Below are 15,564 nucleotides of genomic sequence, written 5' to 3' on the forward strand. Positions count from 1 at the left end.
TACTCAGCCCCGCGCCAGCGCCAGCTCCAGCAGCCACTCCACGACCTCGGCCCGGTGCCGCGCCTCGCGGGGATCCGCGCCCCAGACGTAGATCCCGTGCCCGGCGACGACCACCGCCGGCATCCCGGGCCGCAGGACGGCCTCGAGCCGGTCACCCAGCTCGGTCATGTCCTGGCTGTTGGCGATCACCGGCAGGGTGACGGACACCTCGTGCGTCGGATGCCCGAGCCCCTTCAGCATCTCCAGGCCCTCGAAGGGGATCCCGGCGGGGGAGCGCTGCCCCATGACGACCGAGGCCACCGTGTGCACATGCACCACGGCGCCCGCGCCGGTGAGCCGCACCACACGCGCGTGCAGGGCCGCCTCCGCCGAGGGGCGGCCCGGACCGACGGCCGCGCCCTGACCGTCCGTCACCACCACGTCCGACGGCGTCAGTTCCCCCTTGTCCCGCCCGCTCGCGGTGACCGCGAGCCGCAGTGGCTCCCGCGAGAGCACCACGGACAGGTTCCCCGACGTGCCCCGCATCCAGCCGAACGACGCGAACCGCGCGGCCTCGGCGGCCAGCACGGCGCCGGCCTCCTCCACGTCCAGGGCGGCGGCAGGGGTGGTCTCGGTCATGAACTGCTCCCGGCGGAAAGGGAAAGGGAAAGGGTGATGTCGAAGAAGGCCGAGGCCACGGGATGGTCACCGAACTCGGCCTCGGCATAAGGCTCCCCGGCCCGGCGCACCCCGGCCGACCGCCAGCCCGCGGCCCGCGCCGCGTCCAGCTCGCCGGGCCGGTCGGAGAGGAAGAGCAGACGCCCGGGAGTGTCACCGGTGTCCGCGGCGATCGCCCGGTAGGAGTCCGGCTCCTGCTTGGGCCCCGCGTTCACGGTGTCGTACAACCCGCTGACGAGCCCCAGCAGATCGCCCTCGGGCGAGTGCGCGAACCACGCCCGCTGCGCCGCCACCGAACCCGAGGAGTACACGTACAGCCGGACCCCGTCCGCGTGCCAGCGCCGCAGGACGCCGATGACGTCGGGGTAGAAGTGCGAGACGAGCTCGCCGCGCGCGAAGCCCTCCGCCCAGAGGATGCCCTGGAGCGTCTTGAGGGGCGTGGCCTTGCGGTCCTCGTCGACCCACGCGCCGAGGACCTCCTCGACCCGGCCGGCGTCGGCGTCGGGCTCACCGATCTCCCGGCGCACCTCGTCGACGGCCCGCGCCACCTCCGGCTCCCCGCCCCGCGCGGACAGGAGCGTGCCGAACCGCTCGCGCGCGTACGGGTAGAGGACGTCCACCACGAAACCGGTGGCGCTCGTGGTGCCCTCGATGTCGAGCACCACGGCGTCCACGTCGAACCGGAGACTCACGCCGCGGACCCCGTGGCGCCCGCGGCCCCCGCGTATCCCGAGTGGATCTCGTCGAAGTCGGGGAAGCGGTCCGCGATCGGGCTGCCGGTGAAGTTCCCGATCCAGCCGTCCTCCTCGTGGAAGAAGCGGATCGCGGTGAAGGCGGGGGAGGTGCCCATGTCGAACCAGTGCGTGGTGCCGCGTGGCACGCCGAGCAGGTCGCCCTTCTCGCAGTACACGGCGTGCACTTCGCCGTCCACGTGGAGGTAGAAGATGCCGGCGCCCGCGACGAAGAAGCGCACCTCGTCATCGTCGTCGTGCGTGTGCTCGGCCAGGAACTTCTGGCGGGCGGCGGCCGCCTTCGCGGGCCACTCGGGAGATCCGTCGGGATGCAGCGCCACCACGTCGACGGTCCGGAAGCCCTCTTCGGCGTTGAGCTTGTCGATCTCCGTGCGGTACGCGGCGAAGACGGTGTCGCTGTCCGCGTCGGCCGGGACGTCCTCGCGCACCGGCCACTGTTCGAACCGCACGCCTATCGGTGCGAGGGCGGCGGCGATCTCGGCCGGGTCCGAGGTGCGGCGGACGACGGTGTCGGGCCCGGCCTCCGGCCAGGTCGTCAGGAGAGTCATGAGTCACTCCGGGGCAGGTCGGCGGGTGTTCCCGGGATCGTAACTCCCGGCCAGGACCCGTCCCAGGGTGTCCCAGTGCGTGGACGCGTAAGGGGCGGCCTCCATGGAGGCCGCCCCTTACTACGTGACTACGTACTGCCGATGGACCGTCAGGCCTTCTTGCCCAGCAGGTCCTCGACCTTGCCCCGCACCTCGTCCGTGGCCAGGCCGCGGATCGTCAGGGTGGTGCGGCGGCGCAGCACGTCGTCCGCCGTCTCGGCCCACTCGTTGTCACGGGCGTAGACGACCTGCGCCCAGATCTCCGGGGCGTCCGGGTGGACGCGCTCGGCCAGCTCCGGGTTGTCGTTCGCCAGGCGCGCGATGTCGAAGGAGAGCGAGCCGTAGTGCGTCGCCAGGTGCTTGGCGGTGTCGGCGGCCATGCGCGGGCCGGGCGCCGGGCCGTCCACCAGCAGGCGGTGGGCGACGGCGCGCGGGTTGGCGATGCCCGGCAGCGGCAGCTTCTTCGGCAGCTCGGAGATCGGCTCGTAGTCGTCGCCCAGCGGGTGGCCCGGCAGCGACTCCAGCTTCTTCATCACCGTACGGCCGATGTGGCGGAACGTCGTCCACTTGCCGCCCGCGACCGACAGCATGCCGCCGCGGCCCTCGGTGACGACCGTCTCGCGCTTGGCCTTCGAGGTGTCGCCGGGACCGCCGGGCAGCACCCGCAGACCCGCGAAGGAGTACGTGATCAGGTCGCGCGACAGCTGCTGGTCGCGGATGGAGAACGCGGCCTCGTCCAGGATCTGGGCGGTGTCGGCCTCGGTCACCTTCACGTCCGCCGGGTCGCCCTCGAACTCCTCGTCCGTGGTGCCCAGCAGCAGCATGTCCTCCCAGGGGAGGGCGAAGGTGATGCGGTACTTGTCGATCGGCGTCGCCAGCGCGGCCTTCCACGGGGCGGTGCGCTTGAGCACCAGGTGCGCGCCCTTGGAGAGGCGGATGGAGGGCGCCGCGTCCGGGTTCTCCATCTTGCGCAGGTGGTCGACCCACGGGCCGGTCGCGTTCAGCACGAGCCGCGCGTTCACGCCGAACTCGTCGCCGCTCATGCGGTCCTTCAGCTCCGCGCCCGTGACCCGGCCCCGGGTGAAGCGCAGGCCGGTGACCTCGGCGTGGTTGAGGACGGCGGCACCGGCCTCGACGGCCGCGCGGACCGTCATCAGGGCCATGCGGGAGTCGTTCATCTGGTCGTCGCCGTAGACCGCGACGGCCTTCAGGTTGTCGGTCCGCAGCTCCGGCACGTCCTGCGCGGCCTTGGAGGGCGACAGCAGGTGGCCGACGCCGTCACCGAACGCGGACAGCGCGCTGTAGGCGAAGACGCCCGCGCCCAGCTTGGCCGCGCCGTGCGGGCCGCCCTTGTAGACCGGCAGGTAGAACGTGAGCGGGTTCGCCAGGTGGGGGGCCACCTGACGGGAGACCGCGCGACGCTCGAAGTGGTTCTCCGCCACCAGCTTCACCGCGCCGGTCTGGAGGTAGCGCAGACCGCCGTGGAGCAGCTTGGAGGAGGCGGAGGAGGTGGCGCCGGCGAAGTCACCGGCGTCCACCAGGGCCACCCGCAGTCCCGACTGCGCGGCATGCCAGGCGGTGGAGATGCCCAGGATTCCGCCGCCGATCACCAGGAGGTCGTACGTCGCCTTGGAAAGCTGCTCCCGGGTCTCGGCGCGGCTCGGGTTGAGGCCGGCAGCCGGATGCGTCCCGAGGGCAGGGACGCTCTGCAGGGTGGTCATTGTCTTACTCCTCGCCACTCTCATCGAGCCAGCCCATCGACCGTTCCACGGCCTTGAGCCAGCTCTTGTACTCACGGTCGCGGGTGCCCGCGTCCATGTTCGGGGTCCATTCGGCGGCCCGCCGCCAGTTGGCGCGCAGCTCGTCGGTCGAGGACCAGAAGCCGACGGCGAGACCGGCGGCGTAGGCGGCACCGAGGCAGGTCGTCTCGGCCACCATCGGACGCACCACGGGCGCGTCGAGGAAGTCCGAGAGGGTCTGCATCAGCAGGTTGTTGGAGGTCATGCCGCCGTCGACCTTCAGGGCCGCGAGCTCGACGCCGGAGTCCTTGGTCATGGCGTCGGTGATCTCACGGGTCTGCCAGGCCGTGGCCTCCAGGACGGCGCGCGCGATGTGCGCCTTGGTGACGTACCGGGTCAGACCGGCGATCACACCGCGGGCGTCGGAGCGCCAGTACGGGGCGAACAGACCGGAGAAGGCCGGCACGAAGTAGGCACCGCCGTTGTCCTCGACCGACGACGCGAGCGTCTCGATCTCGGCGGCGGAGTTGATCAGGCCCATCTGGTCCCGCATCCACTGCACCAGCGAACCGGTGACCGCGATGGAGCCCTCCAGGGCGTAGACCGGCTTCTGGTCGCCGATCTGGTAGCCGACCGTGGTCAGCAGCCCGGAGTAGGAGTTGATGGCCTTGTCACCGGTGTTCATCAGCATGAAGGTGCCGGTGCCGTACGTGGACTTGGCCTCGCCCTCGGCGAAGCAGGTCTGGCCGAACAGGGCCGCCTGCTGGTCGCCGAGCGCCGAGGCGACGGGGATGCCACCGAGCAGGTCGCCGAGCTTGCCGCCGGTGACCTCGCCGTAGACCTCGGCGGAGGAGCGGATCTCGGGCAGCATCTGCTGCGGGACACCGATGGACTCGCAGATGCGCGCGTCCCACTCCATCTTGTGCAGGTTCATCAGCATGGTGCGGGAGGCGTTGGTGACGTCGGTGACGTGCCGGCCGCCGTTGACCCCGCCGGTGAGGTTCCAGATGACCCAGGAGTCCATGGTGCCGAAGAGGATGTCGCCCGCCTCGGCGCGCTCGCGCAGGCCCTCGACGTTGTCGAGCAGCCAGCGGGCCTTGGGGCCCGCGAAGTAGGAGGCCAGCGGCAGGCCGGTCTCGCGGCGGAAGCGGTCCTTGCCCACGTTGCGCCCGAGCTCCCGGCAGAGCGCGTCGGTGCGGGTGTCCTGCCAGACGATGGCGTTGTGCACCGGCTCGCCGGTGTTCTTGTCCCACAGCAGCGTGGTCTCACGCTGGTTGGTGATGCCGATCGCCTTGATGTCGTCGCGGGTGATCCCGGCCTTGGAGACGGCCCCGGCGACGACCTCCTCGACATTGGTCCAGATCTCGGTGGCGTCGTGCTCGACCCAGCCCGGCTTCGGGAAGATCTGCTCGTGCTCCTTCTGGTCGACGGAGACGATCCGGCCGTCCTTGTCGAAGACGATGCAGCGGCTCGAGGTGGTGCCCTGGTCGATGGCCGCAATGAACGGCCCCGCGTGGGAAGCAGTGCCTGCGGTGTGTGCGTCGGTCACGGTGTGCTCCAGAATTCTTTGCTGACGGCTCTCAGGCGTCGGTGGCGGTCATCCGTCTTACGCGGTCATCGGTCGCTGTCGCGGTTCCACTTGAACGCCTACTTGAAGGCGACGTTGTAGAGACCACCGGCGATGGCGCCGCCGATCAGCGGACCGACGATCGGCACCCAGGCGTACGACCAGTCCGAGCTGCCCTTGTTCGGCAGCGGGAGCACGGCGTGGACGATGCGGGGACCGAGGTCGCGGACCGGGTTGATGGCGTAGCCCGTGGGGCCGCCGAGGGAGAGGCCGATGCCGACCACGACGAGGGCGGTGATGAGGGCGCCGAGGACACCGAGGCCGTTGCCGCCGTCGTTCAGGCCCTGCGTGAGGATGGCGAGGACCAGGACGACCGTGGCGATGATCTCGGTCAGCACGTTCTGGACGTAGTTCCGGATCTCGGGGCCGGTGGAGAAGATGCCGAGCACCGGGCCGGCGGCGGGGGCGGCCTTCTGGTCGACCATGCCCTCTTCGGCGGGCTGCGCGGCGAGGATCTCGGGGTCGGTCAGGTGGGCCTTGAACTGGCCCATGTACGTGACCCACACCAGGACGGCACCGATCATGGCGCCGAGGAGCTGCGAGGCCAGGTAGAGCGGAACGTTGCTCCACTTGGTGCCGCCCTCGATGGCGAGGCCGAGCGTGACCGCCGGGTTGAGGTGGGCGCCGGAGACGCCGCCCGCGAGGTAGGCACCGGTCAGTACGGCGAAGCCCCACCCGAAGGTGATGGCGAGCCAGCCGGCGTCCTTGGCCTTCGAGCGCTTGAGCGTGACGGCGGCGCACACGCCGCCGCCCAGCAGGATGAGCACGGCGGTACCGATGGTCTCGCCGATGAAGATGTCGGAGCTGGACACCCGCGACTCCTTTGTCCTTCGTCCAGGGGAAGGCGAACCCCGGGTCCCTCCGGTGGTCCGCGACCTCAGGTGAGGTCGTTGCCGGCCCTTGGCCTTGTCACACTCTAGCGCGTAATGCCGGTAGGTGTTCGACAATGCCGACCGATGGACGCGAGTCTCGCCCCGGGGTTACTTGCTCGTCAAGAGTTCTGTTATTGAAAACACGATCGTTATTGATCGTTTCGCGTTATCGATGATTCCGCAGCTCGACGGTGGCTCGGCGGGGCGGGAGAAAGGGTTTCGCGGGGCGCCTGGGGGGCGGCTCAGAAGCGGCCGGCGCCCAGGTCCCGCGAGACGGCGCGTGCGCAGTCCCGTACGGCGGCGATCAGCTCGGGGCGCAGCTCCCCGTCCTTGCAGACGCGCTCCACGGCGCCGGTGACGCCGACCGCGCCGACCGGCATGCGGCGCCGGTCGTGGATGGGCGCGGCGACGGAGGCGATGCCCTCCCAGGTCTCCTCGACGTCCGCGGCGTACCCACGCGCGCGTGTGAGGTCGAGGACGCCCTCGAAGTCTTCGGGGTCGGTCACAGTGTGTGCGGTGAAGGTCTGGCGCTCGACCTCGACGGCTTCGTTGTGCGCGACCGGGTCGTAGGCGGACAGGACCTTGCCGAGGGCCGTGGAGTGCAGTGGCTGCATGGCCCCGACCTCCAGGACCTGGCGGCTGTCGTCGGGCCGGAAGACGTGGTGGACGATGAGCACGCCCTGCTGGTGCAGGACGCCGAGGTGCACGCTCTCGCCGCTGGAGCGGGCCAGGTCGTCGGTCCATACCAGGGCACGGGCCCGCAGCTCGTGCACGTCCAGGTAGCTGTTGCCGAGGCGCAGCAGCTCGGCGCCCAGCTGGTAGCGGCCCGACGCGGAGTCCTGCTCGACGAAGCCCTCCGCCTGGAGGGTGCGCAGGATGCCGTGGGCCGTACCCTTGGCCAGGTCGAGCGCCGAGGCGATCTCCGAGAGGCCGAGCCGTCGCTCGCCGCCCGCGAGCAGCCGCAGCATCGCCGCGGCCCTTTCGAGCGACTGGATGTTGCGTGCCATCGCAGCCCCGACCTCCGTCCCCTCGCACCATTCCACGTTCGACAATGCTGAACACTATCGGTCGTTGTCGACCTCTCGCTAATGCCCGGACAGCCCGTGTTGCTCCGCTCCGTGCTGTCAAGCCCCTGTTCGAGCCAGGTCAGGGGCGCACGTCCGGGCACGTCCGCCCCGTGGACGCCTTCACAACAGGACCTTGGTCCCGGCTACCCTGGCCGAGTGCGCCCTCCAACAGAAGGCGCAAAGCCGACAGCCGTCGCACTCCAGGGAGCTCTTTCATGGCCTCGTCGCCTACCCCGTCCTCGCAGCCCACGCCTGTCACGTCCGAGAGCAGGACCCGAGCCGACGCCCTCCGCGAGGCCCTCGCCACCCGGGTGGTCGTGGCCGACGGAGCGATGGGCACGATGCTCCAGGCGCAGGACCCGACCCTGGAGGACTTCCAGAACCTCGAGGGCTGCAACGAGGTCCTGAACGTCACCCGCCCCGACATCGTGCGCACCGTGCACGAGGAGTACTTCGCGGTCGGCGTCGACTGCGTGGAGACCAACACCTTCGGTGCGAACTTCGCGGCCCTCGGCGAGTACGACATCCCCGAGCGCGTCTTCGAGCTCTCCGAGGCCGGCGCCCGCATCGCCCGCGAGGTCGCCGACGAGTACACCGGCAAGACCGGACAGCAGCGCTGGGTCCTCGGCTCCATGGGCCCCGGCACCAAGCTGCCCACCCTCGGCCACGCCCCGTACACCGCCCTGCGCGACGCCTACCAGCAGAACGCCGAGGGCATGATCGCCGGTGGCGCCGACGCGCTCCTGGTCGAGACCACCCAGGACCTCCTCCAGACCAAGGCCGCGATCCTCGGCGCCCGCCGCGCCCTGGACGCCACCGGCGCGAACCTCCCGGTGATCTGCTCGGTCACCGTCGAGACCACCGGCACGATGCTCCTCGGCTCCGAGATCGGCGCCGCCCTGACGGCCCTGGAGCCGCTCGGCATCGACATGATCGGCCTGAACTGCGCCACCGGCCCCGCCGAGATGAGCGAGCACCTGCGCTACCTCGCCCGCCACTCCCGCGTCCCGATCTCCTGCATGCCCAACGCGGGCCTGCCGGTCCTCGGCAAGGACGGCGCCCACTACCCCCTGACGGCGCCCGAGCTGGCCGACGCCCAGGAGTCCTTCGTACGCGAGTACGGCCTCTCCCTGGTCGGCGGCTGCTGCGGCACCACCCCCGAGCACCTGCGCCAGGTCGTCGAACGCGTACGCGACATGCGGCCCCAGGCCCGCGACCCGCACCCCGAGCCCGGCGCCGCGTCCCTGTACCAGACGGTGCCGTTCCGCCAGGACACCGCGTACATGGCGATCGGCGAGCGGACGAACGCCAACGGCTCGAAGAAGTTCCGCGAGGCCATGCTGGAAGGCCGCTGGGACGACTGCGTGGAGATGGCCCGCGACCAGATCCGCGAGGGCGCGCACATGCTCGACCTCTGCGTCGACTACGTGGGCCGCGACGGCGTCAAGGACATGGCCGAGCTGGCCGGCCGCTTCGCCACCGCCTCCACCCTGCCCATCGTCCTGGACTCCACCGAACTGCCCGTCATCCAGGCGGGCCTGGAGAAGCTCGGCGGGCGCGCGGTCATCAACTCCGTCAACTACGAGGACGGCGACGGCCCCGAGTCCCGCTTCGCGAAGGTCACCGCCCTGGCCAAGGAGCACGGCGCCGCGCTGATCGCGCTGACCATCGACGAGGAGGGCCAGGCCCGCACCGTCGAGCACAAGGTCGCCGTCGCCGAGCGCCTGATCGAGGACCTGACCGGCAACTGGGGCATCCACGAGTCGGACATCCTCATCGACACCCTGACCTTCACCATCTGCACCGGTCAGGAAGAGTCCCGCAAGGACGGCGTCCACACCATCGAGGCCATCCGCGAACTGAAGCGCCGCCACCCGGACGTACAGACCACGCTCGGCCTCTCCAACATCTCCTTCGGCCTCAACCCGGCCGCCCGCGTCCTGCTGAACTCCGTCTTCCTCGACGAGTGCGTCAAGGCGGGCCTGGACTCCGCGATCGTGCACGCCTCGAAGATCCTGCCGATCGCCCGCTTCGACGACGAGCAGGTCACCACCGCCCTGGACCTCATCTACGACCGCCGCGCCGAGGGGTATGACCCCCTCCAAAAGCTCATGGAGCTGTTCGAGGGCGTCTCCACCAAGTCCATGAAGGCCGGCAAGGCCGAGGAACTCCTCGCCCTGCCGCTGGACGAGCGCCTCAAGCGCCGCATCATCGACGGCGAGAAGAACGGCCTGGAGGCCGACCTCGACGAGGCCCTGACCGACACGCCCGCCCTCGACATCGTCAACAACACCCTCCTGGAGGGCATGAAGGTCGTCGGCGAGCTGTTCGGCTCCGGCCAGATGCAGCTGCCCTTCGTGCTCCAGTCCGCCGAGGTCATGAAGACCGCGGTCGCCTACCTGGAGCCGCACATGGAGAAGGTCGAGGGCGAAGAGGGCAAGGGCACCATCGTCCTCGCCACCGTCCGCGGCGACGTGCACGACATCGGCAAGAACCTCGTCGACATCATCCTCTCCAACAACGGCTACAACGTCGTCAACCTCGGCATCAAGCAGCCCGTCGCCGCGATCCTGGACGCCGCCGCGGAGCACAAGGCCGACGTCATCGGCATGTCCGGCCTCCTGGTCAAGTCCACGGTGATCATGAAGGAGAACCTGGAGGAGCTCAACCAGCGCAAGATGGCCGCGGACTTCCCGGTCATCCTCGGCGGCGCCGCCCTGACCCGCGCCTACGTCGAGCAGGACCTGCACGAGATCTACGAGGGCGAGGTGCGCTACGCCCGCGACGCCTTCGAGGGCCTGCGCCTGATGGACGCCCTCATCGCCGTCAAGCGCGGCGTGCCCGGCGCGACCCTGCCCGAGCTCAAGCAGCGCCGCGTCCCCACCAAGGCCACCGCCGCGGTCCTGGAGGTGAACGAGGACGAGGGGCCCGCCCGCTCCGACGTCGCCACCGACAACCCCGTGCCCACCCCGCCGTTCTGGGGCACCCGCGTCATCAAGGGCATCCAGCTCAAGGAGTACGCCTCCTGGCTCGACGAAGGCGCCCTCTTCAAGGGCCAGTGGGGCCTGAAGCAGGCACGCACCGGCGAAGGACCCTCGTACGAGGAACTCGTCGAGACCGAGGGCCGCCCGCGGCTGCGCGGCTGGCTGGACGAGCTGCACACCAAGAACCTGCTGGAGGCGGCCGTCGTGCACGGCTACTTCCCGTGCGTGTCCAAGGGCGACGACCTCATCATCCTCAACGACGACGGCTCGGAGCGCACCCGCTTCACCTTCCCGCGCCAGCGCCGCGGCCGCCGCCTGTGCCTCGCGGACTTCTTCCGCCCCGAGGAGTCCGGCGAGACCGACGTCGTCGGCCTTCAGGTCGTCACCGTCGGCTCCAGGATCGGCGAGGCGACCGCCGAGCTGTTCGCCGCCGACTCCTACCGTGACTACCTCGAACTGCACGGCCTGTCCGTGCAGTTGGCCGAGGCGCTCGCCGAGTACTGGCACGCCCGGGTCCGCGCCGAACTCGGCTTCGGCGGCGAGGACCCCGCCGACGTCGAAGACATGTTCGACCTGAAGTACCGCGGCGCCCGCTTCTCCCTCGGCTACGGCGCCTGCCCCGACCTGGAGGACCGCGCCAAGATCGCCGACCTCCTCCAGCCGGAGCGGATCGGCGTCCACCTCTCCGAGGAGTTCCAGCTCCACCCGGAGCAGTCCACGGACGCGATCGTCATCCACCACCCGGAGGCGAAGTACTTCAACGCGCGCTGATCCGAGCACAGTCGTACACTGGTCGGTCCAGTGCAGGCCGGTTGCCCCGTCGTCAAAAGCGGGCAACCGGCCTTCTCGTCCCTCATGGAAGGTGTGGTCGCATGACCAGTACGGTTCCGGCGCTCGGCACCCCTCTCCACTCCGTCGGCTCTCAGGCACCGGCCCCCCTCGCCCCACCCGCCCCCCTCGTCGAAGGGGCCGCGCTGCAGGGTGTCCTGCTCGACATGGACGGCACGCTCGTCGACACCGAGGGCTTCTGGTGGGACGCCGAGGCCGAGGTCTTCGCCCGCCTCGGCCACACCCTCGACGAGGCCTGGCGCGATGTCGTCGTCGGCGGCCCCATGACGCGCAGCGCCGGCTTCCTCATCGAGGCCACGGGTGCCGACATCACCCTGGACGAGCTGACCGTGCTGCTCAACGACGGCTTCGAGGAGCGCATCTCCCGCTCCCTGCCGCTGATGCCGGGCGCCGCGAGCCTGCTCGCCGAACTCGCTGCCCAGGACGTCCCGATGGCCCTGGTCTCCGCCTCGCACCGGCGCATCATCGACCGCGTCCTCGACTCGATCGGCGCCCACCACTTCGAACTCACCGTCGCGGGCGACGAGGTGGCCCGTACGAAGCCCCACCCGGACCCCTACCTCCTGGCGGCGGCGGGCATCGGCGCCGACCCCGCACGGTGCGTCGTCATCGAGGACACCGCCACCGGCGTCGCCGCCGCGGAGGCCGCCGGCTGCCGCGTGGTCGCCGTACCGTCGGTCGCCCCCATCCCGCCGGCCGCGGGACGCACCGTCGTCCCCTCCCTCGAACACGTCAACCTTCCTTTCCTGCAAGGGCTCATGACCCTGTGACAGCTCCGGCGCACACCTGCACCAGAGTGTGACGTTTCCCACTCCATCCGGGGTCGACAGTGGGGGCGGTGTGTGCAGTGACCCCTTCCGGGGCCCCTGAGGGCATGACGTTTGGTCCCGATTGGTGGAAGCATGCGCGAAACCTTCCGGTGTTGGGTTATCGGTGCGTCCACGCCCGGTTTCCCTGCGTGATTGGGGCCCGGCTCCCACCCCGACAGGTGCTCAAGTGGTGCGGACTAATGTCGTCGCGAGAACATCGCCCCACCCCCCGTGCCCCATCAACCCACACCCCGCGTTGCGGGATTCACGGGATCCAAGAGCCCTGGAGAACGTCGAGCATGAACCGCAAGACTTTGGTGCTGCCGGCTGTCGTAGGTCTGCTCGCCCCCGCTCTCGCCGCATGCGGCGGATCGGGCAGCGGAGACGGTGACGACGCGATCGCCGTCGGCACCACGGACGCGTTCGCCATCTCGAAGGAGGTGCCGGCGCCCTTCGACCCCGCGTACGCCTACGACGCCGGCTCCTGGAGCCTGCTGCGGCAGACCGTCCAAGGGCTGATGGCCCTGCCGCGCGCCGGTGGCGACCCGCAGCCCGAGGCCGCCGAGCAGTGCGGTTTCACCGACACGGGCAACGAGCGCTACTCCTGCACCCTGCGCAAGGGCCTGACGTTCTCCGACGGCGAGCCGCTGACCGCGGCCGACGTGAAGTTCTCCATCGAGCGGGTCCGGGACATCAAGATCAAGGACCCCAGCGGTTCCGACGCCCTGGTGGCGAACGTCGAGGAGATCGAGACGCAGGGTGACCGCGAGGTCATCTTCCACCTCAAGTCGCCGGACGCGACGTTCCCCTACAAGCTGGCCACCCCCACCGCGGGCATCGTCAGCAAGGACCACTACCCCAAGAACAAGCTGCGCGACGGCTTCGAGGTTTCCGGATCCGGCCCGTACATCGCGGAACAAGAGGTCGACGGCGACCGCCTGGTGAAGACGGTGTTCACCAAGAACCCCAAGTACAAGGGGGAGTTCAAGCCCCAGAGCGACAAGGTGGAGCTGCACAGCTTCGACGACACCAAGTCCATGGGCAAGGCACTCGAGGACGGCGACATCGACCTGATGGCGCGCACCATGTCGCCCGAGCAAGTCAGGGACCTCGACGCCTCCTCGGACAAGAAGATCGACCTGGTCGAGATGCAGGGCCTGGAGATCCGTTACCTGGCCTTCAACACCAACGCCCCGGTGGCCAAGAGCAAGGCCGTCCGCCAGGCCATGGCGCAGGTCATCGACCGCGGCGCGCTGGCCTCCTCGGTGTACGGCCCGACGGCCGAGCCGCTGTTCTCGCTGGTGCCCTCCACCATCACGGGCCACGCCAACTCGTTCTTCAACAAGTACGGCAACCCGAGCCCGGCCAAGGCCCGCGCGCTGCTCGACAAGGCGAACATCTCCACGCCGGTGAAGCTGACGCTGCACTACACCACCGACCACTACGGTCCCGCGACGAAGAAGGAGTTCGAGCTGCTGCGGAAGCAGCTGAACGACTCCGGTCTGTTCGACGTCTCGATCAAGGGTGTGCCGTGGGGGACGTTCCGCCCCGCCGAGCGTGACGGCAAGTACGCGGTCTACGGCATGGGCTGGTTCCCCGACTTCCCCGACGCCGACAGCTTCATCGCGCCCTTCCTCGACAAGGGCAACTTCCTCGGCTCGCCGTACGCGAACCCCGACATCATCGACCAGCTGATCCCGACCTCGCGCCGCGAGGCCGACCGCCTGGCCGCGTCCAAGAGCATCCGCAAGATCCAGGACATCGTCGCCGAGGACGTCCCCGTCCTGCCGCTCTGGCAGGGCAAGCAGTACATCGCCGCACGGGACGACATCACGGGCGTCGAGTGGGCCCTCAACTCCTCCTCGAGCCTCCAGCTCTGGGAGCTCGGCCGCGGCGTCAGCGGCTGACCCTCCCGTGCGAGGAGGCGACCGGCCTCCGCGCCCCGCGAGAACCACCGAACGAACCCAAGATCTAAAGGCACGTAAGTGAATCGTCGTAACCAGTGGCTGGCCCTTCCCCTCACGGGAGGGCTGGCCGCCGCTTTGTTGACCGGCTGCGGAACGGAGTCGGGTGGAGCCGGGGACACGGGGGACGCGGTCGTGATGGGGATGTCCGACGACGTCCTCGCCACCGACCCGGCGTCCGGCTACGACCCCGGGTCGTGGCTCCTGTTCAACAACGTCTTCCAGTCCCTCCTGAGCTTCCCCAAGGGCGCCACCGAGCCGGAGCCGGAGGCCGCCAAGAGCTGCGCCTTCACGGACACGGAGACGAAGGTCTTCAAGTGTGAGCTGCGTGACGGACTGAAGTTCAGCAACGGCAACGAGCTCACCTCGAAGGACGTCAAGTTCTCCTTCGACCGCATGCGGAAGATCAACGACGACACCGGCCCGGCGATCATGTTCCCGATGCTCGACAGCGTCCGGACCCCGGACGCCAAGACCGTCGTCTTCCGGCTCAAGTACGCCGACGCGACCTTCCCCAGCAAGGTCGCCTCGGGCGCGGGCTCGATCGTGGACCACCGCGAGTACGACATGAACGCGCTGCGCAAGGACGGCAAGGCGGTCGGATCCGGCCCCTACAAGCTCGACTCGTTCGACAAGGAGGAGGCGAACTTCTCCGTCAACTCCTCCTACAAGGGCACCGCCAAGGTCAAGAACGAGGGTGTCGCCCTCAAGTTCTTCCACGGCGACCAGAAGGGCCTGAAGAAGGCGCTCCTGGCCCACGACATAGACGTGGCCTACCGAGGCCTCGCCGCCGCCGACATCGCGGACATCGAGCAGGACACCTCCGAGGCCGGCCGGGCCGTCGACATCGTCGAGGGCAGCAGCGCCGAGGTGCAGCACCTGGTCTTCAACATGAAGGACCCGGTCGCGGGCAAGCTCGGCGTGCGCAAGGCCATGGCCTACCTCCTGGACCGGGAAGCCCTCGTCCAGGAGGTCTACCAGAACACGGCCACGCCGCTGTACTCGATCGTCCCGGCGGGCATCGGCGGCCACAACACCGCGTTCTTCGACACCTACGGCGCCCGTCCGCAGCGCGCGAAGGCCGCCTCCGCACTGCGCGGCGCCGGCATCGACGGCAAGGTCAAGCTGACGCTCTGGTCGACCCCCACGCGCTACGGCCCGGCCACCGACCAGGAGCTGAAGGCCATCGCCAAGCAGCTCAACGCGTCCGGCCTCTTCGACGCCGACGTGAAGTCCGTGGAGTTCGAGCAGTACGAGAAGGACATCGCCGCCGGCAAGTACGGCGTCTACGTCAAGGGCTGGGTGCCGGACTACCCGGACCCGGACAACTTCACGCAGCCCTTCTTCGGCAAGGGCAACGTCCTCGGCAACCACTTCGAGAACTCCGAGATCACCGGGAAGATCATCCCCGGTACGGCGACCGAGAGCGACCGCACCAAGACCGACAAGCAGTACTCCGCGCTCCAGGACATCGTGGCCGAGCAGGTGCCGGTCCTGCCAGTCTGGCAGGCCAAGCAGTACGCGGTCGTCCAGGACAACGTCTACGGCCTGGAGTCGTGCCTGGACGCCTCCACGGTCTTCCGCTTCTGGGAGATCAGCAAGGGCTGACGGCACCTGACCGCGCCTGACCGCGACGACGACGGTGGCCGCCCCTTCG

At 69.6% G+C, this 15,564-nt stretch carries 11 protein-coding genes; 4 read left to right on the forward strand and 7 right to left on the reverse strand.

Features of this window, described 5'->3' with window-relative positions:
• Positions 1–3: 3 nt before the first annotated feature.
• The 7 genes from mtnB to ACF062_RS27895 form a co-directional block, all read right to left on the reverse strand.
• Positions 4–618 carry a methylthioribulose 1-phosphate dehydratase gene (mtnB, locus tag ACF062_RS27865; RefSeq protein ID WP_392142316.1) on the reverse strand — a complete coding sequence of 205 codons (615 nt, stop codon included), beginning with the start codon at positions 616–618 and terminating at the stop codon, positions 4–6.
• The gene (gene mtnC / locus ACF062_RS27870) at positions 615–1,349 is read right to left on the reverse strand and encodes an acireductone synthase (protein ID WP_392142318.1); all 735 of its coding nucleotides are present in this window, start codon (positions 1,347–1,349) and stop codon (positions 615–617) included. The genes mtnB and mtnC overlap by 4 nt, the downstream gene beginning before the upstream one ends.
• Positions 1,346–1,957, reverse strand: a complete 612-nt coding sequence (locus ACF062_RS27875) for an acireductone dioxygenase (protein WP_392142320.1) — start codon at positions 1,955–1,957, stop codon at positions 1,346–1,348. The genes mtnC and ACF062_RS27875 overlap by 4 nt, the downstream gene beginning before the upstream one ends.
• A gap of 149 nt (positions 1,958–2,106) precedes the next feature.
• Positions 2,107–3,717: a glycerol-3-phosphate dehydrogenase/oxidase gene (locus ACF062_RS27880; RefSeq protein WP_356579217.1), complete on the reverse strand. Its 1,611-nt coding sequence runs from the start codon at positions 3,715–3,717 to the stop codon at positions 2,107–2,109.
• Between the two features lie 4 nt (positions 3,718–3,721).
• On the reverse strand, positions 3,722–5,284 hold the full coding sequence (glpK, locus tag ACF062_RS27885; RefSeq protein ID WP_392142323.1) for a glycerol kinase GlpK: 1,563 nt from the start codon (positions 5,282–5,284) through the stop codon (positions 3,722–3,724).
• Between the two features lie 98 nt (positions 5,285–5,382).
• The gene (locus ACF062_RS27890) at positions 5,383–6,174 is read right to left on the reverse strand and encodes an MIP/aquaporin family protein (RefSeq protein ID WP_392142325.1); all 792 of its coding nucleotides are present in this window, start codon (positions 6,172–6,174) and stop codon (positions 5,383–5,385) included.
• Positions 6,175–6,476: 302 nt separating this feature from the next.
• The gene (locus tag ACF062_RS27895) at positions 6,477–7,241 is read right to left on the reverse strand and encodes an IclR family transcriptional regulator (RefSeq protein ID WP_392142327.1); all 765 of its coding nucleotides are present in this window, start codon (positions 7,239–7,241) and stop codon (positions 6,477–6,479) included.
• A 275-nt stretch (positions 7,242–7,516) separates the two neighbouring features.
• Between ACF062_RS27895 and metH the strand changes: the two genes are divergently transcribed.
• The 4 genes from metH to ACF062_RS27915 all read left to right on the forward strand — a co-directional run bounded on the left by metH (position 7,517) and on the right by ACF062_RS27915 (position 15,515).
• Positions 7,517–11,056 (forward strand): methionine synthase, encoded by a 3,540-nt coding sequence (gene metH, locus ACF062_RS27900; protein ID WP_392142329.1) that lies wholly within the window; start codon positions 7,517–7,519, stop codon positions 11,054–11,056.
• Positions 11,057–11,157: 101 nt separating this feature from the next.
• Positions 11,158–11,904, forward strand: a complete 747-nt coding sequence (locus ACF062_RS27905; protein ID WP_392142331.1) for an HAD family hydrolase — start codon at positions 11,158–11,160, stop codon at positions 11,902–11,904.
• A gap of 338 nt (positions 11,905–12,242) precedes the next feature.
• Positions 12,243–13,850 carry an ABC transporter substrate-binding protein gene (locus ACF062_RS27910; RefSeq protein ID WP_392142333.1) on the forward strand — a complete coding sequence of 536 codons (1,608 nt, stop codon included), beginning with the start codon at positions 12,243–12,245 and terminating at the stop codon, positions 13,848–13,850.
• A gap of 78 nt (positions 13,851–13,928) precedes the next feature.
• Positions 13,929–15,515, forward strand: a complete 1,587-nt coding sequence (locus ACF062_RS27915; RefSeq protein ID WP_392142335.1) for an ABC transporter substrate-binding protein — start codon at positions 13,929–13,931, stop codon at positions 15,513–15,515.
• Positions 15,516–15,564 lie beyond the last annotated feature (49 nt).

Source organism: Streptomyces sp. NPDC015345 (assembly GCF_043078805.1).
Taxonomy (GTDB): domain Bacteria; phylum Actinomycetota; class Actinomycetes; order Streptomycetales; family Streptomycetaceae; genus Streptomyces.